Raw genomic sequence first — 23,162 nt, 5'->3', positions numbered from 1 at the left:
GCGCAAAGCCAGGCTTAGCGCGGCTTTCTTGCCTCCCCCCTTTCGCAGACGCGAAAAAAAGGGTATGAGCGCGCCAAATGAAATTGGCGTGTTCACTTCATACCGCGCCCCAGCCTCAGAGATACAAGATTATGGCACTTCGCAACATCGCGATCATCGCGCACGTTGACCATGGGAAAACCACCCTCGTTGACGAGCTTCTGAAGCAGTCCGGCTCCTTCCGCGAGAACCAGCGCGTTGCCGAACGCGTCATGGATTCCAACGACCTGGAAAAGGAACGCGGCATCACCATTCTCGCCAAGGCGACCTCGGTCGTCTGGAAGGATACCCGCATCAACATCGTCGACACCCCCGGCCACGCCGACTTCGGCGGTGAAGTCGAGCGCATCCTGTCGATGGTGGACGGCGCGATCGTTCTTGTCGACGCTGCCGAAGGCCCGATGCCGCAGACCAAGTTCGTCGTCGGCAAGGCGCTGAAGGTTGGCCTGCGCCCGATCGTTGCGATCAATAAGATCGACCGTCCGGACGCTCGGGCCGACGAAGTCATCAACGAGGTCTTCGACCTCTTCGCCAACCTCGACGCCACCGACGAGCAGCTCGATTTCCCGATCCTCTACGGCTCGGGCCGAAACGGCTGGATGAACTATTCGCCGGAAGGTCCGAAGGACGAAGGTCTCGGCCCGCTTCTCGACCTCGTCGTCAAGCACGTTCCGGAGCCGACCGTCGGCGAAGGTCCTTTCCGCATGATCGGCACCATCCTGGAAGCCAACCCCTTCCTCGGCCGCATCATCACCGGCCGCATTCATTCCGGCTCGATCAAGCCGAACCAGGCCGTCAAGGTTCTGCACGCCGACGGCAGCACGATCGAAACCGGCCGTATTTCCAAGATCCTCGCTTTCCGCGGCATCGAACGCCAGCCGATCGAGGAAGCGCAAGCGGGTGACATCGTCGCCATCGCCGGCCTTTCCAAGGGCACGGTCGCCGATACCTTCTGCGACCCGCAGGTCAGCGAGCCGCTGATCGCGCAGCCGATCGATCCGCCGACCGTCACCATGTCCTTCATCGTTAACGACAGCCCCTATGCCGGCACCGAAGGCGACAAGGTCACCTCGCGCGTGATCCGCGACCGTCTGTTCAAGGAAGCCGAAGGCAACGTTGCGCTGAAGATCGAAGAAGCCGAAGGCAAGGACTCGTTCTACGTCTCCGGCCGCGGCGAATTGCAGCTCGCCGTCCTGATCGAAACCATGCGCCGCGAAGGCTTCGAGCTTGCCGTGTCGCGTCCGCGCGTCGTCATGCACAAGGATGAGAGCGGTGAGCTTCTCGAGCCGATCGAAGAAGTCGTCATCGACGTCGATGAAGAGCATTCCGGTATCGTCGTGCAGAAGATGTCGGAGCGTAAGGCAGAAATGGCGGAGCTGCGTCCGTCCGGCGGCAATCGCGTCCGTCTCGTGTTCTTCGCACCGACCCGCGGCCTCATCGGCTACCAGTCGGAACTTCTGACGGATACGCGCGGCACCGCCGTCATGAACCGTCTGTTCCATGACTACCAGCCGTACAAGGGCGAAATCGGCGGCCGCGTCAACGGCGTGCTGCTCGCCAACGAAGCCGGCGAAGCCGTCGCCTATGCTCTGTTCAACCTGGAAGACCGCGGCCCGATGATCATCGACGCCGGCGAGAAGGTCTATGCCGGCATGATCATCGGCATCCACTCCCGCGACAACGACCTCGAAGTCAACGTGCTGAAGGGCAAGAAGCTCACCAACATCCGCGCCGCCGGCAAGGACGAAGCCGTGAAGCTGACCCCGCCGATCCGCATGACGCTCGACCGCGCACTCTCCTGGATCCAGGACGATGAACTGGTCGAAGTCACGCCGAAGTCGATCCGCCTGCGCAAAATGTACCTCGATCCGAACGAGCGTAAGCGTTTCGAGAAGGCTCGCTACGCATAATAGAGCGACTTGTACCGCTTCGGACGAATTGACCCCGGCCCCTGTGCCGGGGTTTTATTTTGTGTGTTCGATTTTTGAGCCCTTGTTGCAAAGGTTAAAAAGGGGTTAATTTTCAGCAGTCGTCCACAGGTAAAGACTGTGGGCAAATCATCTGTCTGCATGATTTGTGGATGGTTAATTTTCGCTGGCGGGACCAGAGTAGACGTTATGAAGACGTTGTCGATCGATGTTCGGCGGGCTGAACCGCATGATGCCCGGGCCATTTCCGAGGTGCACCGCCAGTCTTGGCAGTACGCCTATACCGGCATCATTCCGCACCGCGCGCTCAGCCAGATGATCGAGCGCCGCGGCGAAGCCTGGTGGCGCAAGGCGACCAGTGGCCCGGCGACGCTTCTGGTTCTCGATGTCGCCGGCGAGATCGCCGGCTATGCTACGCTCGGCCTCAACCGCGCCCGCGCACTGCCTCAGGAAGGCGAGATTTACGAGCTCTATCTTCGCCCGGAATATCAGGGCATCGGCCTTGGCCGGCTTCTCTTCGGCGAAGCGCGCCGGCTGTTGAAGTCGCTCGGCTGCAAGGGGCTGGTCGTCTGGTGCCTTGAGGAAAACGAGAATGCCGACCGCTTCTATCGCGGCCAAGGCGGCGCGGATTTTTGTGAGGGTATCGAGACCTTCGACCGCAAGCAGCTCAAGAAGATCGGCTTCGTCTGGCCCTAAAGCGTGTCGCGGTTTTTCAGACTGCTCTTTGCGCTTTAGGCTCTTGATTTTGCGCATGTCGTTATTGCAAAACCGTTGCGCGACATGCGTTGAGACGCCCGTTGCGACAATCGATTAAAATCCCCCATTGTCCAATGCCTTGTTGCGTTGCGTCATGATTCCGATTATCTGGCTGGCAGCAACCATCCTTATTAGGGGAGACGCATGCGCATCGACGCGATTTCCATTGGCAAGAACCCGCCCGAAGACGTCAACGTCATCGTTGAAGTTCCGGTCGGCGGCCATCCGATCAAGTATGAAATGGACAAGGACGCCGGCACGCTGGTCGTTGACCGTTTCCTCTACACGCCGATGACCTATCCGGGCAATTACGGCTTCGTCCCGCACACGCTCTCCGAAGACGGCGACCCGATCGACGTGCTGATCGCCAGCACCCGCCCGCTGGTTCCGGGCTGTGTCATCAACGTCCGCCCGATCGGCGTGCTCATGATGGAAGATAATTCCGGCAAGGACGAAAAGATCATTGCCGTTCCCTCGCCGAAGCTGACACTGCGTTACGAGAAGGTCAGGGAATATACCGACCTGCCGGAAATCACGGTGAAGCAGATCGAGCATTTCTTCGAGCACTACAAGGATCTGGAGCCCGGCAAGTGGGTGAAGATCTACGGCTGGAAGGGCTCGAAGGAAGCCGGCGAGCTCATTCTTGAAGCGATCGAGCGCGCCAAGAAGGCGAAGTGATCAGGTCTTCGATATAGCGTTCAGCTTGCCTATCAAATCCTCCGGGTCGCCATCGATCCGGAGGATTTTTTTACGCGCGGTGTCGCCGGAAATCAGGCTGATCGGGGATTTGGGGATGCTGAGGTTCTTGGCGATGAGCACGATCAGCGCCTTGTTGGCCTTGCCCTTTTCCGGCACCGCGGAGACGCGCGCCTTGAGAAACGCCTCGCCATCGGCACCGGTCTCCAATCCGTCGATCGCATCACGTCCACCATTGGGCGTGAGCCGGACAGATAGTCTCACATGGTCGGCAAAAACCTGCCAGTCCTCGCTCACCGGCCGACGAGCGGATAAAGCGTATTCCACATCAGGGAACGGAAGAAGAAGATGATCAGCAGCAGGATAATCGGCGAAATATCGATGCCGCCGAGATCGGGCAGCACGCGCCGGATCGGACGGAGTGCCGGCTCCGTGACCGCATAGAGAAAACTTCCAACCGAGTTGACGAACTGATTGCTCGAATTGATGACATTGAATGCATAGAGCCATGAAAAAATAGCGCTGGCGATCAGCACCCAAGTATAAAGATTCAAAGCCAGATCAATGGTTTGAAATAAGGCGAGCATATCCGTCTCCATTTCGCGGTTGACAGACATGTAGACATTGGCGACTTAACGGGCAAGTCCCATGCTTTGAAGCACGCTGAATCATGTTTAACAGGCCGAGGTCTCAGGAGTGCCGGCCGGAAAGCCTCATCTCATGTCGTCGGTTCCGAGCGGTGACCGGTTTGCCGCGTTCAGGCATGTTGCCTACACCTATTTTTTCTTCGCCCGTTTTCTGACGGCTTTCGCAACGCAAGTGGTCAGCGTCTCCGTCGGCTGGCAGATGTATGATCATACCGGCAATCCGATCTATCTCGGCCTGATAGGTCTGGTCCAGTTCCTGCCTTCGCTGCTCCTGATCCTCGTGACCGGCACTGTCGCTGACCGCTATAACAGGCGGATGGTGGCCGCCATCTGCATTTTCGTCGGCACGATCTGTACTGCGGCATTGTTGTTCCTGACTGTGTCCGGTACCTTCGCGCCGCTTCCGGTGTTCGTGATCCTCGCCGTCTTCGGCATCGAGCGCGCCTTCATGACGCCGGCAACGCAATCGCTGGCGCCCAACCTCATTCCGCCGGAAGATCTGTCGAACGCGGTCACCTGGAATTCAATGTCCTGGGACGCGGCCGCCATTCTCGGCCCCGTTGCGGGCGGCCTGCTCTACGGCATCGGTCCGAGCATTTCCTATACCGTCGCTGTCCTGTTTTTCGCCGCCGGTTCGCTGCTGACTTTCCTCATTCCAAAACCGCAGCAACGTGTTGCGCATGAATCCAGAAGCTTGAATGAGATTCTCGCCGGCTTCCGGTTCATCTGGTCGGAAAAGGTGGTGCTCGGCGCGGTCTCGCTCGATCTCTTTGCCGTGCTGCTCGGCGGTGCCGTAGCGCTGATGCCGGTCTATGCGCGCGATATTCTAACACTCGGTCCGTGGGGCCTTGGTTTGCTGCGCGCCGCTCCAAGCTTCGGCGCCATTGCCATGGGCTTGTTTCTGGCGACCTATCCCATCCGGCACCGTGCCGGGATTTACATGTTCAGCGGCGTTGCAATGTTTGGCGTGGGAACATTGATCTTCGGCATTTCGCATACGCCATGGCTGTCGATCGCAGCGCTTACCCTCATGGGCGCCTCCGACCTGATCTCGGTCTATGTTCGCGAAACTCTGATCACGCTCTGGACGCCGGATCATGTGCGCGGCCGCGTCAATGCCGTGAACATGGTCTTCGTCGGCGCATCAAACGAACTCGGCGAGTTCCGCGCCGGCACCATGGCGCATTATTTCGGCGCCATCCCCGCCGTCGTCATCGGCGGCATCGGCACCTTGGCCGTCGCGATCATCTGGGCAGGCGGCTTCCCGCAATTGCGCCGGATTGATAGCCTGAATGCGCCGGATCGTGGGGGCGAGCCGCAGGTGGCATAAGCCACAATTTTCTTGTCATGATGGTAACTGCGCGCGCATGTTATCGCCATGAGCAATATGACGAGCAACGAACCGATCGAACCGGAGCCATCTGCTTCGCCGCCGGCTGTTTCCGCCGAGCGCCGGCGCGCCTTCCGGCTTGTCGTGGGTATAGCCTGCCTGGCGGCGCTATGGGCGGTTTGGCAGGTTTGGACGTCATTCGTCGCCTATACGGACGATGCCTATGTCACCACGAATTTCGTGACGGTTGCTCCGCAGGTGACGGGCGTGGTCGTGAGCGTCAACGTCGCCAATGACCAGGAAGTACGGCGCGGCGACCTTTTGGCTGTCGTCGACAAGGTGCCGTTCCAGCTCGTCGTCGATCAGCGCAAAGCGGCGGTTCAGGACGCTGTTGCGAACCATAAGCTTGTGAGTGATGAGCTGAAGACGGCTCAGGATCGGCTGACGGCTGTGACGGCCGCGCTCCAGCAGGCCGGCGACGATCAGAAACAGGTGGCCTTGACTGGCGCCGATATGGTTTCCGCCAAACAGCGGGAGCAGGCGGCGGCGCGGGATGCGGTCGACAAGGCATCGCAGTCGGTTGTCAGCCAGGACGCCGTCGTCGCGCAGGCTAAGGCTGCGCTCGCCTTGGCGGAATGGCAGCTCAGCCAGACCGAAATCCGTGCGCCAGCCGACGGTGCGGTCAATAATCTCTCCGTGAGCGTCGGCGATACCGCCTCGGCCGGCAAGGCGCTCGTCGGCATCGTCGATGCGGCGGGCTGGCGCATCATCGCGAACTACAAGGAAAGCTACATCCGGAACCTTGAGACCGGCAAAGCAGCCTGGGTGTGGCTCGACACGCATCCATGGCGCCTCTACCGCGCTCGCATCGAGGGCGTGTCGCGCGGCATCAGCAGAGGCCCTGATCAGGATGGGATATTGCCCTATGTCGCCCCGACCACCGATTGGATCCAGCTGAAACGCCGCTTTCCGGTAACGCTGAGACTGGTCGATCCTCCATCCGACCTCACTCTTTATATGGGATCGGATGCCAGCACGCTGATCTTCCCATGAGGCAGGCTGTTGCAGAGCTCGTCGATGCGATCTGCGGCGAGCTGGCGGAACTCAGCCTTTACGGTCCTCGCGTGCGGCACGCCAATATCGCCGCACTGGCGGTCGGGCTCGCCCTCGTCCTCGCCCTGGTCCTGCGGCTCAACAATCCCTGGTGGGCGGCGATCAGCGCTTTTCTGTGCGTGCAGGCGAGCCATCCGCAATCCTGGCAGAAAGGCGGGATGAGGATCATGGGAACGCTCGTCGGCGCGGCGGTGAGCTTCGTCCTTACACCCTGGCTCGTCTATGATCCCCTGGCGACGGTGCTGCTGCTTTTTGCGGCCGGCACGCTTGCCATACTCGGCGCGTTGCTGAGCCCCCATGGCTATGCCTGGCTGCTTGGTGGAATCACCGCCATGATGGTCACCCTCGGCTCATTGGACGATCCGACGCTGGCGCTTTCCATTGCCTTCTATCGTGCCGTCGAGATCGTGCTCGGCACCGCAACGGCGCTTCTGATGACACGGTTGCTGGCACCTGTGGAAGGCGGGGCTGTGGCGCCGCCGCCTGGTTGGCATAGTTTGCTAGGTCGAAACTGGCACGTCCTATCGTATGCCATGCGAACCGGGATGGCAGTGGCCGCGGTGCCGCTTGTCTGGCGGCAACTGGAATTGCCGAATCTCAGCCAAATGGCGATTTCGATCGGCGCGGTCATGGCCGTTCCCACTCTCACCGGAGTCTCGGAGACCGATCAATCGGCGATTGCTCAGCGCATGTTGCAGCGGATAGCCGGCTGCATCCTGGGCGGCTGCTTTGGCGCGATCGTGCTGTTCCTGCCGATCAGCCAATCCTTCGTGCCCTGGCTTTTGCTGCTGATGGCGGGTACTTGGCTTGCCATGCAGATCCAGAACGGGCGGTACGGTATCGCCGGCGTCGGCTCGCAGGCCGCTATCGCTTTGATCCTGACGCTTGTTCAGGATACAGGCCCGGCGGACAGCCTGCTGCCGGCTATCAATCGCATCGCCGGCATGATGGGGGCCATAGGGCTCTTGGTGCTCATCAACCTGTTGCTTGGACCGCCGCTCGGTGCCTGGCAGGCAAATGAAGAAAAGTAGGGCCGACGTAAAGAAGGGGTGAAGCGGAGCCGTTCAGGCCGCCATTGCCTGCTTGCCCGCAAAAACGAGATCGAGGAATTCGGATAGCCAGGCTTTGAGCGGCGGGTCGAAGATCATGCGGCCCTCCAGATGCTCGCGGCCTTGCTGGGCGTTCGGCATGCAGAAGCGGTGTTCGCCGTGCACGACCCAGCGCTGCATCATGGCCCGGGTGAGTTCCGCGTGGAACTGCAAACCCCAGGCATTGGCGCCGTAGCGATAGGCCTGGTTTGGATAGGTCTCGCCGGTCGCGAGCAGATCGGCGCCGTGCGGCAGGTCGAAACCTTCACGATGGAAATGATAGACCATTTGCGGCCAGTGGCGCATCAGAAGCCGGCCCTTTTCCGTCGGCTGCAGCGGATACCAGCCGATTTCGGTCTTGCCGTCGTCGCGGGCTTTGACCTTGGCGCCGAGATGGCGGGCAAGCATCTGCGCGCCGAGACAGATGCCGAGGTAGGGGCGGTTTTCCTTGAGCGGCACTTCGAGCCAGTTGATCTCGCTCTTGACGAAATCGTCGGGATCATTGGCGCTCATCGGGCCGCCGAAGACCACCGCGCCCGCATGACCCTCCAGTGTCGTCGGCAATCCGTCGCCGAGCACCGGCCGGCGGATGTCGAGATCATAGCCCTTGTCCAGGAGCATCTGGCCGACACGACCGGCGCTGGAACGCTCCTGGTGCAGGACGATCAATACGGGGCGGTGGCCACCGCCCTGCGGCGCCTCAATCATCATCCCCGGTTTCCTTCCTGGGACCCGGGGCACGGGCGGCTGCTTCCTGGCGCTTGACGACGCGGTCTCGGTCGGAGATGCCCATGAGATCGGCGATACGCCAGATCGCATGATCCTCCATTTCGCTGCGTTCGCCATCGGCATAAACGATATCCCAGAGGATGCCGAGAAGTTCGAGGCGCTGTTCGCTATTGAGATGGCGCTTCAGATCGGAGGTGAAGCGATAATAATCGACCGCCTCGCTTTCGGCTTCCTGGCCTGCTGCAATCAGCGCGTCGAGCTGGCGACCGTCGAGACCGTATTGGCTCTTCAGCAACTTGCGGAGCCGCTTCTTCTCGCTTTCCTCGATCTTGCCATCCGCCTCCATCACCTGGAAACAAAGCGCCGCAACCGCTATACGCGGATCATCGGGAGCAAAACCGGACTTGGGGTGTTCCTTGGTCAGGTTTTGAAAGAATTCCTGAAAGCGTTCGAACATTCGATTCCATTCTTAGAAGAGCTTCAGCCGTGTCTTGGGTTCCGGTTCAAGCTTAAGATCTTTGACGCCCGGATCATCGGGCGCACCGCCGAAGAAGGGCTTTGCTTCCGGCTCCTTCGTCGGCTCCAATTTGGCGGCGGGTGGAGGCGCCGGCTTCTTGGCGACCGGCTCCAATTCCATAACAGAGACATCGGCAGCCGGCGAAGCAACAGTTGGAGAGACCGGTTTAGGCGCAACGGTTGCGGGAGCGGCCTCGCGCACCGGCGGCAGCGATTTCAACGCCGCATCGACCGAGGCTGTCGTGCCCTCTTCCACCGGCCCTTCGAGTTGGCCGAAGGGCGCTTTCCATTCGAAGGCATCAAGGCGGCCGGTAATCGGCGACAGAGGCAGCCATTTGTCGGAGACGAAGCCATCGGCCAGCCAGGCCGGATCGCGGGGCGCGCGCAAAGCTTGCGCCATCCAATGGCGGACGCGGCCCTGGTCTCCGGTCTCCGCCTCTTCGATGTCGGCCAGCAGCAGGAAGGCGCTTTCGCGGGCTTCGATGCGGGCCGCGGCCTCCGCCTTGGCGCGAGCCTTGGCGAAGTCGCGGGCGTCGAGGGCGGCCTTTGCCGTGACCAGCAGCGCTTCGGCATTGTTCGGGCGCATCGCCTCCAGCCGTTCGGCACGCTTCAGGCGATCGGTGACAGAATCGCCGCTGCGGGCGCGGACATAGGCTCGGCCGATCTCCGGATGCGGTTCGGCCTTCCAGACCTGTTCGAGAATGGAAGCGGCCTTGCGCACCTTGTCTTCGCGAAACAATGCCTTGGCGGCCGTCAGCGCGGCCGGCACGAAATCGGGGGACAGCTTCAGTGCTGCCAGCGCATCGTCGCGGGCACCGGAGGGATCGCCTTCGAGCTTTTCATTGGCGCGCGCGGTCAGCAATACGGCGCGCTGCCGGTTGGCGGTATCCTTATCGATGACACGGGCGATCTTCTGCTGGTCAAGCAGCTTGATCGCCTCGTCCCAATCGCCGGCCTGGCTGCGGTATTCAAGCGTCGCTTGTGCCGCCCAAGGCAGATAGGGGGCGTGGTCGGCCGCCTTTTCGGCATAGTGCCGCGCCGCCTCATGCGCGCCAAGGCGTTTGGCTTCGAGATAAAGGCCGCGCAGACCGAGTTCTCGGGTTTCCGGGTCGTTGGCCATCAGTTCGAATTTTTGGCGGGCCTCGTCGTGCTTGCCCTCGATCAGCGCGGCCTGCGCTTCGAGCAGGTTGATCAGCGGCTCCTGATCGGCGCGGATCAGGCCGCGCGAGCGCGCCGCCATCTTGCGGGCAAGCAGCGCATTGCCGGCACCGGCGGCGATCAGCCCCGTCGATAACGCCTGATAGCCGCGGTCGCGCTTGCGGGCGCGAAAATAGCGGGTGACGGAATGCGGCGAGGTCCAGATCAGGCGGATGAACCACCAGACCACCATGACGGCGGCGATCAGCGCGATCAGGATGCCGGCAGCGACGATGAGCTTGGTCTGATAGAGCTCGCCGCCCCACACCAGCGAAAGATCGCCCGGGCGATCCGCAAGCCAGGAAAAGCCATAGCCAAGCAGCAGGACGAGAACGGCGAAAATAAGCAGTCTGATCATTCTCTTCCCCGCCCTCAGCTTTGTTTTCCGGTGTTGGCGATCGCCTTCGACAGGGCGTCGCCGACCAGGTCTTCGACCCGAATGCGAGCTTCCAATGATTGTTTGAAGGCGGCGGAGGCCGATTTGGCTGGGTCCGGCAGGCTGTTCCATTCGGTGATTGCGCCGGGCAGATCGCCGTTCTTCACCTTGTCCTCGAAGCGGGCGGTAATGGCCTCGACGCTGTCGCCGGTGACGTTCCCGACTGGGCGCACCTGCACCAGGGATTTGGCACTGGTCAGCAGCCGGTCGCTCCAGCTCTGGTTCGGATCGTCCTGCTGCGTCGAAGTGACGATCGCCGTCGCAACGTCCGATACCCGGCGGATGAGATCGGCGCGCGAGGGAATGCCGGTCTGGGCGAAAGTCTTGAGATCAGCAACGGCAGAGTCGTCAGGCGCGACATTGGCGTAGGTGTCGAGCTCTGGCTGAAAGGGGCCGCCGCGGTCGATCGCAGCCTTCAGGGCCGCAGCCGCAATGGCGCGGGCGACGGCGCTTTCCTGGCTCGGCGCGTTCAGCTTCTTTTCGGCGTCCTCCAGACGCTTGCTGACATCGGCGTCGGACGAGGCCCGACTTTGCGTCGTCTGAGCAAGGCTCGCCTTCAATTGATCCACTTCGGCGGTGAGAGCGGCAATCTTCTGGTCGGCATCGCTGCTGCTCGCACCGGACGAAGGGCTTGTGCCCGTGTTGTTGGCGGCAGCTGTCTCCAGGGCTGAGACGCGGGCGGCGAGAGTGGTGTCAGATGCTGCGGCGGGAGCGGCGGCGAGATTGGTCACCGTTTGCTTCAGACCATCAATTTCGGCGGAGAGCGCTGCGATATCAGCGGAATAGTCCTTTGCAGGCCTGCCGCCGGGCAGGAGACCGGCATATTGGATGGCGCCGACGCAGATGAGAGAGATCAGCCCGCCGACAATGCCGGCGGCGATCAGGCCGGACGTTGCGCCTGGCTGCCGCTGGGGCGCGGAAGGTTGTTCGGCATAAGAGCGGGTGGGTTCCGGTTCCCTGACGGCCTCGGTTTTCGGCTGTTCTGCCGCAGTTTCCGCGCCGGCTTCATCCGCGTCTCCCCCCGCTGGGCCGTTTTCCGGTCCAGACGATATTTCCACCTCATTGGCGGACGAGCTGCCGGGTTCGCTATGATTGCGCTCCGGCATCTCCTCGGAAGCCGCGGTCTTAGCAGTGTCCTCAGCTTCCAGATCGATCGTGATCGGCTCGTCGTTGGGCTTCGAATGGTTTGGCGGATTTCCCGATACCATGAGGTCCTCTTTTCATGCGCTGCAGCGAAAGTAGACAGACAAGTCGATTATGGAAAGAGCTTAGATCAAAATTGCGACCTCACTTCGCAGCAAGAAGCGCCAGAAGGCTGTCTTCGTCCGGCATATTAGCGATATCCACATGAGAATGTAGGAAAGCGGGGACCGCTTCGGCAATTGCTTTGCTGAGGCAAAGGAATCTTGTCGAGGCGAGCAGGTTCGAATGTTGCTGCAGGAAAGGCAGGCTGAAGAAGCGGATCGCCGTCTGATGCGAATAGAGCAGTACGGCATCGGCGGAAGCATCGAGAAAGAGCCGGCGAAGGACCGCGCCGCCGATGACGATATCCTGCATTCGATAGCATTCGACCGTCTGGAAGGGGATATTCAGCCCCGTCAATCTTGCTTCGAAACCTGCGGCGCGCGGCGCGCCGGCGAGATAGAGCAGAGGGGCTTGAGGATTGCCGGTGCATTTGCGGGAAACCAGCTCCGCCAGCTCGGTGCCGCTGCCCTCAGATGCGAAAACATCGATAAAGCCAACACTTTTAGCCTCGTCAGCGGTCGCTTTGCCGACGGCGAAAAGCGGTCGGCCGAGATGAGGCTCGAGAGGATTGCCTATTGCAGCCAATGTGCGGATCGCTTCGGCGCTGGTGACGGCAATGGCCCCGCGCGTATCCGATAGGGCTTGCCAGGTCGCGTCGACATGGTGGACGGGTTTTGACAGCGGCAGGAGCACCGCCTCATGCCCCATCTCCGCAAGCCGCCGGGCGGTGCGTTCACCCGAATGCTCAGGACGGGTGACGACGACGCGCATCCGCTATCAGGTCCAGTCTTCGAAGAAGGCGCTACCAGCCTCGGCGCGGATCGCCTGGCCGGCATTGGTGCCGAGCGCCTCGGCATCCCGGCGGTGCCCTTCGATGGTGGTGGTGTGCACTTGCTGGCCGTCGGGGGTCAGGATCATGCCGAAGAACCTGATGTGATCGCCCTCGCAGACGGCATAGCCGGCAATCGGCGTGCGGCAGGAGCCGTCGAGCGCTGCTAGGAAGCCCCGTTCGCAGGAAACGGTGTCGAAGGTCGGCCCGTCATTGATGGCGGAGAGCAGGTCGTTCGTCCGGTCATCCCCGATGCGGCTTTCGATGCAGATCGCACCTTGTGCCGGCGCCGGCGGGAATTCGTTCGGGTCAAGAATGTCGGTGATCACGTTCACCTTGCCGAGCCGCTTCAGGCCGGCAAGGGCCAATAATGTCGCGTCTGCTTGGCCTTCCTCCAGTTTGCGCAGGCGCGTTTCGACTGCGCCGCGAAAGGTTATGACGTTGATATCGGGGCGCAGGCGCCGGATCAGCGCCTGACGGCGCAAAGAGGCGGAACCGACGGTCGCACCGTGGGGCAGGTCGATCAGCTTGGGCGCCGTGCGGCCGATAAAGGAATCGCGGATATCCTCGCGCGGCAGATAGGCTGACAGCGACAGCCCCTCCGGCAGCTTCGTCGCCATGTCCTTGGCCGAGTGTACGGCAAAATCGAGCTCGCCTGTGGTCAGTTTCTGTTCCAGCTCTTCCGTAAACAGGCCTTTGCCGCCGATCAGCGCCAGCGAGCGGTCGGTAATGCGATCGCCCTTGGTGCTCAGAACGACGATGTCGAACATCTCCTCCGGCAAGCCATGCGCCGCCATCAGGCGGTCGCGGGCCTCGTGTGCCTGCGCCAGCGCAAGCGGGCTGCCACGCGTGCCGATCCGGAAAGGTTTTGTTTGCATCCGCTTTGATCCGTTGTTACCGACAGTTCCCGTAACCATATTTCCGCTTCATCGCAATCGACCAACCGACAACGACAGCTTCCATGGCGCCCATTCTTCGCATTCTCGGCATTGAAACTAGCTGCGACGAAACCGCCGCGGCCATTGTCGAGCGCCACGACGACGGCAGCGCCACGATTGCCTCCGACGTGGTCTTGAGCCAGTTGGACGAGCATAGCGCCTATGGCGGCGTCGTGCCGGAAATTGCCGCGCGAGCCCATGTCGAGGCGCTGGATACGTTGATCGACGAGGCCCTGAAGCGCGCCAATGTGTCGCTGTCCGACGTGGACGCCATCGCGGCCACATCCGGTCCCGGTCTGATCGGCGGCCTGCTGGTCGGGCTGATGACCGGCAAGGCGATATCGAGGGCGACCGGTAAGCCGCTCTATGCTATCAACCATTTAGAGGGCCATGCACTGACGGCAAGGCTGACAGATGGTCTCACCTTTCCCTACCTGATGCTGCTCGTCTCCGGCGGCCATACACAACTGATCCTGGTGCGCGGCGTCGGCGAATATGAGCGCTGGGGCACGACCATCGACGATGCGCTGGGCGAAGCCTTCGACAAGACGGCAAAGCTGCTCGGTCTGCCCTATCCCGGCGGCCCGGCGGTGGAAGAGGCGGCGAAGAATGGCAACCCGGATCGATTCGACTTTCCGCGGCCGCTGGTCGGCGAGACCCGCCTTGATTTCTCCTTCTCCGGTCTCAAGACTGCGGTGCGACAGGCGGCAACGGCGATCGCACCGGTGAGCGAGCAGGATATCGCCGATATCTGCGCTTCGTTTCAGAAGGCAATTTCGCGTACGTTGAAGGATCGGATCGGCCGCGGCCTGCAGCGCTTCAAAAAGGAATTTCCGAAGACGGCGGACAAGCCGGCGCTGGTGGTTGCGGGCGGGGTCGCGGCCAATCTCGATCTGCGGCGCACGCTGCAGGAGCTTTGCGACCTCAATGGTTTCCGCTTCATCGCGCCCCCACTCAGGCTCTGCACCGACAATGCGGTGATGATTGCCTGGGCGGGGCTGGAGCGCATGGCGACAGGGGCAGCACCCGATGGCCTTGATGTGCAGCCGCGCTCGCGCTGGCCGCTCGATCAGAAGGCGGAAACTCTTTTGGGACATGGCAAACGAGGAGCGAAGGCATGAGCGGCAATGAACGCATTGCAGTGATCGGCGCCGGCGCCTTCGGAACGGCGCTCGCCGCCGTCATCGCCTTAACCGGAAAGAGCCAAGTGACGCTGGTCGGGCGCGACGCGGCTGTTATGGCGGATCTCAGCGTCGACCGGATGCACGACGCGGCGTTGCCGGGCATCGATTTGCCGGATTCACTGCAATTTTCTGCCGAGCCGGACGCGGTTTCGGACGCCGGCATCGTGCTCTTTGCCATGCCGTCGCAGGCGCAGGCCGATGCGGCACGCCATTACGGACCTTATCTCGCAGAGGATGCCGTCGTCGTCACCTGTGCCAAAGGCATCGACAAGGTTTCCGGCGATCTTTTGACCGACATGCTGGAGCGGGAATTACCGCATCATACCGTCGCGGTTCTCTCCGGTCCGGGCTTTGCGACCGATATTGCCAAGGGCTTGCCGACGGCAATGGCGATTGCTGCCGGCGACATGGCGGTGGCGGAACGGCTGGCGCAGGCGATTTCAGGGCCGACATTCCGTCTTTATGCATCCGACGATCGCGTCGGCGTGCAGCTTGGCGGCGCGCTGAAAAATGTCTTGGCGATCGCATGTGGCATCGTCGAGGGGCGTGGTATCGGCGATTCGGCCCGCGCGGCGCTGATCAGCCGCGGCTTGGCGGAAATGTCGCGCTTCGTCGTTGCCAAGAGCGGCAAGGCCGAAACGGTGCGCGGGCTCTCCGGCCTCGGCGACCTGGTGCTGACTGCGACCAGCCACCAATCACGCAACTTGCGTTTCGGCATTGCGCTCGGCCGCGGCGAGGCGGCCGATCCATCGCATGGCGATCTCGTCGAAGGTGCCTATGCCGCTTCCATCGCGGCGCGTCTGGCACGCAAGCTGGGTGTCGATATGCCGATCACCGAAGCAGTGTCGGCCATCATCGACGGCAAACTCGATATCCCGACGGCAATCGAGCAGTTGATGACACGGCCGATTACGACGGAATAGGAAAACTTGAACATCGACAGCGCACTGGATTTATTACTGGATATAACCGGAGGCCATGATGGGCAGCTCACAAAAACGCGCGATTCAGAATTATCGTTCAAGGCTTAGCGAACGTGGTCTGGCCCGTTTCGAGGTGCTCGGCCTTGACGGCGATCGTGCTCTCATTCGCTCGCTCGCGCGACGTTTAGCGGAAGATAGTCCCGAGTCAGCCCGTATTCGCGATGTTGTCGCCAAGACGATCTCAGGGGAGCCACCGAAGAAGGGTGGCGTCATTGCCGCGCTGCGGAGTTTTCCTCTTGAGGATGCGGAACTTGATCTCGAACGGCTGCGAACTCACCCGCGTGAGATTGATCTGTGAAGCGCTATTTGCTTGACGCCAATATCGTCAGCAATGCGATCAAGCCTGAACCCTCTCTGGCTCTTTTGGCATGGTATACCGAGCAGCTAGATAGCGATTTGTTTGTTCCATCGCTTGCAATTGCCGAGATTCAACGCGGTATTTTGATTTTGCCGGTGGGGCGCAAACGCAATTTGCTGGAGGCATGGTTTTCAAGTAGCGCAGGGCCGCAGGCGGTGTTTGCCGGCCGGATTCTTCTCTTTGACGAGCATGCTGGGCTGGTTTGGGCACAGCTTATGGCTGAAGGGAGAGCCGCTGGTCGGCCACGTAATTCCTTTGATATGATTATCGCTTCGGTGGCGATCGTAAATGATTGCATTTTGGTGACCGACAACGAAAAAGACTTTTGGGGTCTGGATATTGTCAATCCTCTTCGGAGGAGCACTGGATAATTGCGCCAAATGCCAATCATATCTCAAACATGATTCCCATAGGAGAATGAAAACATGCTGTTTGCCTTTGTGTGCAGGGACAAGCCCGGTCACCTGAATGTCCGCATGGACACGCGCCCTGCCCATCTCGAATATCTGAATAAGCTCAATGCCGAGGGTACGCTAAAGATGGCAGGTCCGTTCCTCGATGCGGAGGGTAAGTCGAATGGCACCCTCGCCATCGTCAGCGCCGAGACGATCGAAGCGGCGAAGGCGATCGCGGATGCCGATCCCTACACCAAGGCCGGTTTGTTCGAGAGCGTCGAGATCAAGCCATTCAACTGGGTCTTCAACAATCCGGAGGCGTGAGTATGGCACATTGGCTATATAAATCCGAACCGTCCTCGTGGTCCTGGGACGCGCAGAAGAAAGCCGGCGAAAAGGGCACGGAATGGACCGGCGTGCGCAATTATCTTGCCCGCAACAACATGCGGGCGATGCAGATCGGCGACAAGGGTTTCTTCTATCATTCCAATGACGGCCTGGAGATCGTCGGCATTGTCGAGGTCTGCGCACTGTCGCATCCCGATTCGACCGCCAAGGACGATCCGCGCTGGGACTGCGTGGACATCCGCGCCGTGCGCGACATGCCGAAGCCCGTATCGCTGAAGGATATCAAGGCCAATCCGAAGCTTTCGCAGATGTCGCTCGTCACCTCGATGCGGCTCTCCGTGCAGCCGGTGACCGACGAGGAATATCTCGAAGTCTGCCGCATGGGCGAACTCGACAATCCGCCCGTCTGATCCGTAATTCGAGGGCGCCTTGAAGACCGATCCGGAAAGTTTCATCCGCGCGAACACCAGTCTCACGGCGCCGCCGCATGTGCCGGAAATCCGGCTGCATCTGGCGAGCGAGGCTCATGATCTCTGGCTGAAGACGGAGGAAGAACTCGAAGCGATTGGTTTGCCGCCGCCGTTCTGGGCTTTCGCCTGGGCGGGCGGGCAGGGGCTTGCGCGCTACGTTCTCGATCATCCGGACACGGTTGCCGGAAAACGGGTCCTGGATTTCGCCAGCGGCTCCGGCCTCGTCGCGATTGCCGCGAAGCTTGCGGGTGCGAGCCATGTGCTCGCCGCCGATATCGATCCCTGGGCTGAAACCGCGACAAGGCTCAATGCGGCGGAAAACGATGTCGCGCTCGACTTCACCGGTGACGATCTCATTGGCCGGATAATGGATGTCGACGTCATTCTTGCCGGCGATGTCTTTTACGATCGCGATTTCGCCGATCGCCTCATTCCATGGTTCCGGCAGTTGGCGGGCGAGGACCGTCTCGTGCTGGTAGGCGATCCCGGCAGGGCCTATCTGCCCAAGGATCGTCTGGAGGCTGAGGCCAGCTATCAGGTGCCGGTGACGCGGGCGCTGGAGGATAGCGAGGTGAAGAAGACGACGGTCTGGCGATTTCTGGCCGGCTAGAGCGGGATCCCGCTAGCCCTTTGTTTTAACGCATTCCGGACGGAAAACCGCTTCGCACTTTTCCTGGAACTGTTTAAAGACCGTCAGGGACGAATCACACAGACCCCGGCTTCGTAGGAGCAGGCATTGCCAGCCCGTTTGACGTCGATTACCTTGGCTCTCGGCTTCAGCAGAGCGGGTTCGCCTCGGTATGGATCGTAGCCGCCGCCATAGCCGACAATATAGGTCCCGCCATCGGCCTGATACATGTCGGCCGTGCCGGCATAGGTGCCGACGTCAGCCGCATATTGCCGATCCATGAGAATGATTCTGGTCGGTTGCGGCTGCGTGTAGTGCTGCGGCCAGGAGATTTGCTGCAACCGAACCGGGCCACGATGGCCGAATGGCCGATATCCGTGGCGATAGTCGGTCGAAAAGGCGGCCGCCGTGGCATAGGCGCCGACGCGGGCCGGGTGCAGGGGAAATGGCCCATGATGCCGGAACGGACGGTACCCATCATGATAGCCGCCTGCGGAGGCCGACATGGACGACAGGGCGGCGGCTGCCGCTAAGAGGAGCGTTGCTGCCTTGAAAAGATGCCGTCCCATAGGTTGCCTCGCGCTCCAAATGCTTAATAAAGTATGAAGAGCAGAGTGCCTTAAGAGCGACATCAAGTCCACTCGGCTGGCGGGAAAATCGTATCGGACCGCCTATCGGAGAATGTCGTTTCTGTGCACTCGCTAAAATTGCCCGACGATCCGAATCGATTAAATTGAAGGCAGACAGCAATTGTGCTTGTCGACGTGGCTTTCCGTCATTAATGGTCGCAATTGATGCAACGCACACAGGACTTCCCCCAAGCGTGTGTTGCCCCGGAGATATCCGGGATAGAAGCGTATCGTAACGCCGCGAGGTTCTGATGGCGAACGTCACACAAAGCCGGCCCCTGTCGCCGCATCTGCAAGTTTACAAACTCATTCCCACTATGGTCATGTCGATCGTCCACCGCGTTACCGGCGGCGCGCTTTATTTCGGCACGCTGCTGGTCGCCTGGTGGCTGATCGCGGCGGCGACCGGCCAAGGCTATTTCGAGCTGGTCAATTGGATCATGGGTTCGATCATCGGCCGGCTCGTGCTGCTCGGTTATACCTGGGCGCTGCTGCACCATATGCTCGGCGGCTTCCGCCATTTCATTTGGGATCTCGGACACGGCTATGATCCCGCTGTCTCGACCAGGATGGCCAAGGCGACGCTCGTCGGCTCGCTCTGTCTGACCGCACTGGTCTGGATTATCGGCATCGCCATCCGGCTGATTTGATTGGCATGATTGTTCCCGGACGCGCTCTAACGCCTGCGGGATCATGCTTTAAAGGATATTTCTCATGGATATGCGCACTCCTCTGGGCAAAGTCCGCGGTCTCGGTTCCGCCAAGGAAGGCACGGAGCATTTCTGGCGCCAGCGCCTGACCGCCGTTGCAAACGTTCCCCTCATCATTTTCTTCGTTATCTTCCTGATGATCTATGCCGGCGCGCCCTACGCGGAAGTCGTGCATGCGCTGTCGAACCCGATCGTTGCCGTGATCTTCGGCCTGATGGTGATCTCCGGCGTCATTCACATGAGGATCGGCATGCAGGTCATCATCGAGGACTATGTCCATAGCGAGATCAGCAAGATCGTCCTTCTCATGCTCAACACATTCTTCGCGATTTTCGTGGCTGGGCTCTGTCTCTTCGCCATTCTGAAGATCGCGTTCGTAGGATAATTACCGATGGCACCGAATTCATCCCCTCAGAATGGGCCCGCTCAGAATGGGAAAGCCTATAAATATGTCGATCACTCCTATGACGTGATCGTCGTCGGCGCCGGCGGCGCGGGCCTGCGCGCCACACTCGGCATGGCAGAGCAGGGCTTCCGCACCGCCTGCATCACCAAGGTATTTCCCACCCGCTCGCACACGGTCGCAGCGCAGGGCGGTATCGCCGCCTCGCTGCAGAACATGACGCCGGATAGCTGGCAGTGGCATCTCTACGACACGGTCAAGGGTTCCGACTGGCTCGGCGACGTCGATGCCATGCAGTATCTCACCATGGAAGCGCCGAAGGCGGTCTATGAGCTCGAGCATTACGGCGTGCCCTTCTCGCGTAACGAGGAAGGCAAGATCTACCAGCGTCCGTTCGGCGGCCATATGCAGAACTACGGCGAAGGCCCGCCGGTGCAGCGCACTTGCGCTGCTGCCGACCGTACCGGCCACGCCATCCTGCACACGCTTTATGGCCAGTCGCTGCGCAACAACGCCGAATTCTTCATCGAATATTTCGCGCTCGACCTCATCATGTCCGACGACGGCAGCCGCTGCACCGGCGTTGTTGCCTGGTGCCTGGACGACGGAACGATCCATCGCTTCGCGGCCAAGATGGTGGTGCTGGCGACCGGTGGCTACGGCCGTGCCTATTTCTCGGCGACCTCGGCCCATACCTGCACCGGCGACGGCGGCGGCATGGTTGCCCGCGCCGGGCTGCCGCTGCAGGACATGGAGTTCGTGCAGTTCCATCCGACCGGCATCTACGGTTCGGGCTGTCTGATCACCGAAGGCGCGCGCGGCGAAGGCGGATATCTCGTCAACTCCGAAGGCGAGCGCTTCATGGAACGCTACGCGCCGTCCGCCAAGGACCTTGCCTCGCGCGACGTCGTTTCGCGCTGCATGACGCTGGAAATCCGAGAAGGCCGCGGCGTCGGCAAGAACAAGGATCATATCTTCCTGCATCTCGACCATCTCGATCCGGCCGTGCTGCATGAGCGGCTGCCGGGTATTTCCGAGAGCGCGCGGATCTTCGCCGGCGTCGACGTCACCCGCGAGCCGATCCCGGTTCTGCCGACCGTTCATTACAATATGGGCGGCATTCCGACGAACTATTGGGGCGAGGTGCTGAACGCTGACAGCAACAATCCGGAGCGCATTCTGCCGGGTCTGATGGCCGTCGGTGAAGCCGGCTGCGCCTCGGTGCACGGCGCCAATCGGCTCGGCTCCAACTCGCTGATCGACCTCGTGGTCTTCGGCCGTGCCGCTGCCATCCGCGCCGGTGAGGTCATCGACCGCGCGAGCCCGGTGCCGCCGGTCAATGTTGCCGCGTGCGACAAGATCATGGAGCGCTTCGACCGTCTGCGCCATGCCAGCGGCTCGACGCCGACGGCGGTGCTGCGCGAAAAGATGCAGCGCGCCATGCAGGAAGACGCCGCCGTGTTCCGCACGCAGGAATCGCTGGAATCCGGCTGCCGCCGCCTCTCGGCGATCTGGAAGGAGCTGCCCGACGTCAAGGTCACCGACCGTTCGCTGATCTGGAATTCCGATCTCGTCGAGACGCTGGAACTGCACAATCTGATGGCAAACGCCATCACGACGATCTACGGCGCCGAAGCCCGCAAGGAGAGCCGCGGCTCGCATGCCCGCGAGGATTACACCGAGGGCAAGTTCGCCGGCCGCGACGACGAAAACTGGCGCAAGCATACGCTCGCCTGGGTCAACGAAGCCGGCGACGTGAAGCTCGACTATCGTCCCGTTCATACCGAACTGATCGCCGAAGGCATCGATCCGCACAAGATCGAGCCGAAGGCACGCGTGTACTGATCTGAGAGGAACTGACCATGGTTGAACTCGCTCTCCCCAAAAACTCTCAGATGCGTGAAGGCAAGGTCTGGCCGAAGCCGACGGGCGCGACGAACACGCGGGAATTCCGCGTCTACCGCTGGAGCCCGGATGATGGACTGAACCCAAGCATCGACACCTATTACATCGACGTCGATGATTGCGGCCCGATGGTGCTCGACGGTCTGCTCTATATCAAGAACAAGATCGACCCGACCCTGACGCTGCGCCGCTCCTGCCGCGAAGGCATTTGCGGCTCGTGCGCGATGAATATCGACGGCACCAACACGCTCGCCTGCACCAAGGGCATGGACGAGATCAAGGGCACGGTGAAAATCTATCCGCTGCCGCACATGCCCATCGTCAAGGATCTCGTGCCGGATCTGACGAACTTCTACGCCCAGCATCGCTCGATCGAGCCCTGGCTGAAGACGGTGTCGCCTCCGCCGGCAAAGGAATGGAAGCAGAGCCATGAGGATCGTCTGAAGCTCGACGGCCTTTATGAATGCATCCTCTGCGCCTGCTGCTCGACCTCCTGTCCGAGCTATTGGTGGAACGGCGACCGCTATCTCGGCCCGGCTGTTCTTCTGCAGGCCTATCGCTGGCTGATCGACAGCCGCGACGAGGCAAAGGGAGAGCGTCTCGACAATCTCGAAGATCCGTTCCGACTCTATCGCTGCCACACGATCATGAACTGCGCCCAGACCTGCCCCAAGGGTCTGAACCCGGCCAAGGCGATTGCCGAAATCAAGAAGATGATGGTCGAGCGGCGGATCTGATCGCCATGATTCCCGCTTCGTCCATATCGGATAGAAGCGGGATCGCCCCCCAACTGCTCGTGGTCAAGGAGCAGTTGCGAGAGGGCCGCCGCGGGCGCGGCTCACGGAGTTTTTATCTGCCACGTTCACACGCCATTCCGATTTCCCTGGCAAGCTGCAGCGTGACAGACCACGCGATAAAAGATGCAGGAACTCGCCAATCATTTCTATTTGGATGAGGTTCATCGGGTTAAGCCTTGAAATGACCGGATTCTTGCGGAGCTATGGCCTCCGGCGATTTGTGCCCTGTAGCGACTTGATTAACCAAAGTGAAATACGATAATCCCAACCTAACTAAGCGCCAGTTTGCAAACATCGATGGTGGACAATTAGGAGGATGATGATGCAATTGAGATATGCAGCGACGGCTGCGGCGATAGGTCTGTCGCTTGCCGGTTGCCAGCGCACAGCATACAACAACGACGATTATTCTGCCCCGCCACTGCAGGCTCAGCCCGTCCCTTCTGTCCAATCCAGCCAGCTTCCGCCCACGACCGGCGGCGCCTCGCAATTTCCGGCAGCGCCGACGAATGCGCCGAACGCGGGCAATCAGCAGCAACAGCAGGCGATGGCCGCTTCCGCGCAGGACGTGACCAAGGAATCCATGGTCGGTAGCTGGAAAGTCAGCAACGGCGGTGCGAGCTGCGACATGTTCCTGACGCTCACCAATCTCGGCAGCGGTTCGCGCGGCGGTACGCGCGGTTGCGCGGGCGAACTCACGACGATGGGTTCCTGGGAGGTTTCCGGCAAGCAGGTTATCCTGAAGAACCGTGATGGCAGCCAGATCGGCTCGCTCTACAAGACGGCCGCTTCACGCTTCGACGGTTCCACGGCGTCCGGCCAGCCGCTCAGCCTCAGCCGATAGCACTCTTTAGAAGCGGTTGGG

At 61.0% G+C, this 23,162-nt stretch carries 27 protein-coding genes; 18 read left to right on the top strand and 9 right to left on the bottom strand.

The features are described 5' to 3' along the window. Positions 1-131 precede the first annotated feature (131 nt). From typA to ppa, 3 genes are all read left to right on the top strand, one after another. On the top strand, positions 132-1,949 hold the full coding sequence (gene typA / locus K290_RS0107440; RefSeq protein WP_028751316.1) for a translational GTPase TypA: 1,818 nt from the start codon (positions 132-134) through the stop codon (positions 1,947-1,949). Positions 1,950-2,156: 207 nt separating this feature from the next. Beyond that, the gene (locus K290_RS0107435; RefSeq protein ID WP_028751315.1) at positions 2,157-2,663 is read left to right on the top strand and encodes a GNAT family N-acetyltransferase; all 507 of its coding nucleotides are present in this window, start codon (positions 2,157-2,159) and stop codon (positions 2,661-2,663) included. Positions 2,664-2,867: 204 nt separating this feature from the next. After that, positions 2,868-3,401, top strand: coding sequence for an inorganic diphosphatase (ppa, locus tag K290_RS0107430; protein ID WP_028751314.1), 534 nt, complete (start codon positions 2,868-2,870; stop codon positions 3,399-3,401). Here ppa and K290_RS0107425 read toward each other — a convergent pair whose 3' ends face one another. Continuing rightward, complete coding sequence (locus K290_RS0107425) at positions 3,402-3,716, bottom strand: DUF167 domain-containing protein (protein WP_028751313.1); 315 nt, start codon at positions 3,714-3,716, stop codon at positions 3,402-3,404. It lies immediately after the preceding gene. Further along, positions 3,713-4,006, bottom strand: coding sequence for a YggT family protein (locus K290_RS0107420; RefSeq protein WP_028751312.1), 294 nt, complete (start codon positions 4,004-4,006; stop codon positions 3,713-3,715). Before K290_RS0107420 ends, K290_RS0107425 begins: the two co-directional genes overlap by 4 nt. A gap of 133 nt (positions 4,007-4,139) precedes the next feature. Between K290_RS0107420 and K290_RS0107415 the strand changes: the two genes are divergently transcribed. From K290_RS0107415 to K290_RS0107405, 3 genes are read left to right on the top strand one after another with little or no spacing between them, the layout of a single operon-like run. Further along, positions 4,140-5,396 carry an MFS transporter gene (locus K290_RS0107415; protein ID WP_028751311.1) on the top strand — a complete coding sequence of 419 codons (1,257 nt, stop codon included), beginning with the start codon at positions 4,140-4,142 and terminating at the stop codon, positions 5,394-5,396. A 48-nt stretch (positions 5,397-5,444) separates the two neighbouring features. Then, the gene (locus K290_RS0107410; RefSeq protein WP_245276499.1) at positions 5,445-6,449 is read left to right on the top strand and encodes an HlyD family secretion protein; all 1,005 of its coding nucleotides are present in this window, start codon (positions 5,445-5,447) and stop codon (positions 6,447-6,449) included. Further along, positions 6,446-7,540, top strand: a complete 1,095-nt coding sequence (locus tag K290_RS0107405) for an FUSC family protein (RefSeq protein WP_028751309.1) — start codon at positions 6,446-6,448, stop codon at positions 7,538-7,540. The genes K290_RS0107410 and K290_RS0107405 overlap by 4 nt, the downstream gene beginning before the upstream one ends. Positions 7,541-7,573: 33 nt before the next feature. On the opposite strand, the gene K290_RS0107400 is transcribed toward K290_RS0107405, so the two are convergent. From K290_RS0107400 to hemC, 6 genes are all read right to left on the bottom strand, one after another. Continuing rightward, the gene (locus tag K290_RS0107400; RefSeq protein ID WP_028751308.1) at positions 7,574-8,305 is read right to left on the bottom strand and encodes a glutamine amidotransferase; all 732 of its coding nucleotides are present in this window, start codon (positions 8,303-8,305) and stop codon (positions 7,574-7,576) included. Further along, positions 8,298-8,783 (bottom strand): tellurite resistance TerB family protein, encoded by a 486-nt coding sequence (locus K290_RS0107395; protein WP_028751307.1) that lies wholly within the window; start codon positions 8,781-8,783, stop codon positions 8,298-8,300. Before K290_RS0107395 ends, K290_RS0107400 begins: the two co-directional genes overlap by 8 nt. 12 nt (positions 8,784-8,795) lie before the next feature. Continuing rightward, positions 8,796-10,397 carry a heme biosynthesis protein HemY gene (locus K290_RS0107390; RefSeq protein ID WP_028751306.1) on the bottom strand — a complete coding sequence of 534 codons (1,602 nt, stop codon included), beginning with the start codon at positions 10,395-10,397 and terminating at the stop codon, positions 8,796-8,798. A 14-nt stretch (positions 10,398-10,411) separates the two neighbouring features. Next, entirely contained in the window at positions 10,412-11,683 is a 1,272-nt protein-coding gene (locus K290_RS0107385; RefSeq protein ID WP_028751305.1) for a COG4223 family protein, read from the bottom strand. A 79-nt stretch (positions 11,684-11,762) separates the two neighbouring features. Further along, the gene (locus tag K290_RS0107380) at positions 11,763-12,491 is read right to left on the bottom strand and encodes a uroporphyrinogen-III synthase (RefSeq protein ID WP_028751304.1); all 729 of its coding nucleotides are present in this window, start codon (positions 12,489-12,491) and stop codon (positions 11,763-11,765) included. A gap of 6 nt (positions 12,492-12,497) precedes the next feature. Further along, on the bottom strand, positions 12,498-13,427 hold the full coding sequence (hemC, locus tag K290_RS0107375; protein WP_028751303.1) for a hydroxymethylbilane synthase: 930 nt from the start codon (positions 13,425-13,427) through the stop codon (positions 12,498-12,500). A gap of 83 nt (positions 13,428-13,510) precedes the next feature. Between hemC and tsaD the strand changes: the two genes are divergently transcribed. From tsaD to K290_RS0107340, 7 genes are read left to right on the top strand one after another with little or no spacing between them, the layout of a single operon-like run. Further along, positions 13,511-14,608: a tRNA (adenosine(37)-N6)-threonylcarbamoyltransferase complex transferase subunit TsaD gene (tsaD, locus tag K290_RS0107370; protein ID WP_028751302.1), complete on the top strand. Its 1,098-nt coding sequence runs from the start codon at positions 13,511-13,513 to the stop codon at positions 14,606-14,608. Beyond that, positions 14,605-15,594 (top strand): NAD(P)H-dependent glycerol-3-phosphate dehydrogenase, encoded by a 990-nt coding sequence (locus tag K290_RS0107365; protein WP_028751301.1) that lies wholly within the window; start codon positions 14,605-14,607, stop codon positions 15,592-15,594. Before tsaD ends, K290_RS0107365 begins: the two co-directional genes overlap by 4 nt. A 58-nt stretch (positions 15,595-15,652) precedes the next feature. Continuing rightward, a complete protein-coding gene (locus K290_RS0107360; protein WP_028751300.1) occupies positions 15,653-15,952 on the top strand; it encodes a hypothetical protein in 300 nt (99 codons plus the stop codon). Then, positions 15,949-16,383 carry a PIN domain-containing protein gene (locus K290_RS0107355; protein WP_028751299.1) on the top strand — a complete coding sequence of 145 codons (435 nt, stop codon included), beginning with the start codon at positions 15,949-15,951 and terminating at the stop codon, positions 16,381-16,383. Before K290_RS0107360 ends, K290_RS0107355 begins: the two co-directional genes overlap by 4 nt. 54 nt (positions 16,384-16,437) lie before the next feature. Next, positions 16,438-16,731, top strand: a complete 294-nt coding sequence (locus K290_RS0107350; protein WP_028751298.1) for a YciI-like protein — start codon at positions 16,438-16,440, stop codon at positions 16,729-16,731. A 2-nt stretch (positions 16,732-16,733) separates the two neighbouring features. Next, positions 16,734-17,165: an EVE domain-containing protein gene (locus K290_RS0107345; RefSeq protein WP_028751297.1), complete on the top strand. Its 432-nt coding sequence runs from the start codon at positions 16,734-16,736 to the stop codon at positions 17,163-17,165. 19 nt (positions 17,166-17,184) lie between these two features. Beyond that, positions 17,185-17,835, top strand: a complete 651-nt coding sequence (locus K290_RS0107340; RefSeq protein ID WP_028751296.1) for a class I SAM-dependent methyltransferase — start codon at positions 17,185-17,187, stop codon at positions 17,833-17,835. 83 nt (positions 17,836-17,918) lie between these two features. Here the strand turns inward: K290_RS0107340 and K290_RS0107335 are convergent, their stop codons facing one another. Further along, complete coding sequence (locus K290_RS0107335; RefSeq protein ID WP_028751295.1) at positions 17,919-18,422, bottom strand: hypothetical protein; 504 nt, start codon at positions 18,420-18,422, stop codon at positions 17,919-17,921. Positions 18,423-18,733: 311 nt separating this feature from the next. Between K290_RS0107335 and sdhC the strand changes: the two genes are divergently transcribed. The 5 genes from sdhC (at position 18,734) to K290_RS0107310 (ending at position 23,141) form a co-directional block, all read left to right on the top strand. Then, complete coding sequence (gene sdhC / locus K290_RS0107330) at positions 18,734-19,132, top strand: succinate dehydrogenase, cytochrome b556 subunit (protein ID WP_028751294.1); 399 nt, start codon at positions 18,734-18,736, stop codon at positions 19,130-19,132. Positions 19,133-19,196: 64 nt separating this feature from the next. Beyond that, positions 19,197-19,577: a succinate dehydrogenase, hydrophobic membrane anchor protein gene (sdhD, locus tag K290_RS0107325; protein WP_028751293.1), complete on the top strand. Its 381-nt coding sequence runs from the start codon at positions 19,197-19,199 to the stop codon at positions 19,575-19,577. Between the two features lie 6 nt (positions 19,578-19,583). Next, complete coding sequence (gene sdhA / locus K290_RS0107320; RefSeq protein ID WP_028751292.1) at positions 19,584-21,440, top strand: succinate dehydrogenase flavoprotein subunit; 1,857 nt, start codon at positions 19,584-19,586, stop codon at positions 21,438-21,440. A 17-nt stretch (positions 21,441-21,457) separates the two neighbouring features. Further along, positions 21,458-22,237, top strand: coding sequence for a succinate dehydrogenase iron-sulfur subunit (locus K290_RS0107315; protein ID WP_028751291.1), 780 nt, complete (start codon positions 21,458-21,460; stop codon positions 22,235-22,237). A 382-nt stretch (positions 22,238-22,619) separates the two neighbouring features. Continuing rightward, on the top strand, positions 22,620-23,141 hold the full coding sequence (locus K290_RS0107310) for a protease inhibitor Inh/omp19 family protein (protein WP_028751290.1): 522 nt from the start codon (positions 22,620-22,622) through the stop codon (positions 23,139-23,141). Positions 23,142-23,162 lie beyond the last annotated feature (21 nt).

Origin of the sequence: Rhizobium leucaenae USDA 9039 (genome assembly GCF_000426285.1) — a bacterium.
GTDB lineage: Bacteria > Pseudomonadota > Alphaproteobacteria > Rhizobiales > Rhizobiaceae > Rhizobium > Rhizobium leucaenae.
Note: the sequence above shows the minus strand (reverse complement) of the source record. Positions and strands in the feature narration are given on the sequence as shown.